Source organism: Seonamhaeicola sp. ABD4_175, assembly GCF_056160885.1.
Genome location: NZ_JBSWYC010000020.1, coordinates 1 through 349, shown reverse-complemented (window position 1 = coordinate 349; position 349 = coordinate 1). Strand labels below are relative to the sequence as shown.

1 protein-coding gene is annotated in these 349 nt (G+C 43.0%); it reads left to right on the top strand.

Annotation, left to right across the window (positions count from 1 at the left end):
* The coding region (locus ACXAG4_RS15525; RefSeq protein ID WP_475297010.1) for a DUF11 domain-containing protein at window positions 1–349 on the top strand (349 nt) is incomplete at both ends.

Here is a 349-nt window from a genome sequence, read left to right as displayed (position 1 = left end):
CAAACCTCAGATTTAAGTATTAATAAAACAGTAAGTGATGCCACACCAAATGTAGGCGATGTAGTAACCTTCACGATAAGCTTAAGCAATGCGGGTAGTGTAGCTGCCACAGGCGTATCAGTACAAGATATATTACCAGTAGGTTACAGCACAATCACAGCAATAAGCAACACAGGCGTAGCCACAGGCAACCAAATCGATTGGACCGGATTAAGTGTGCCATTAGGTACAGACACGGTAAGCTTAACGTTTAATGCTGTAGTAGAAGCCCCAACGGGAGCAGCCAATGAATATTTAAATACGGTTGAAATCACCTCTGCCGATCAATATGATCCAGACAGTGATCCAA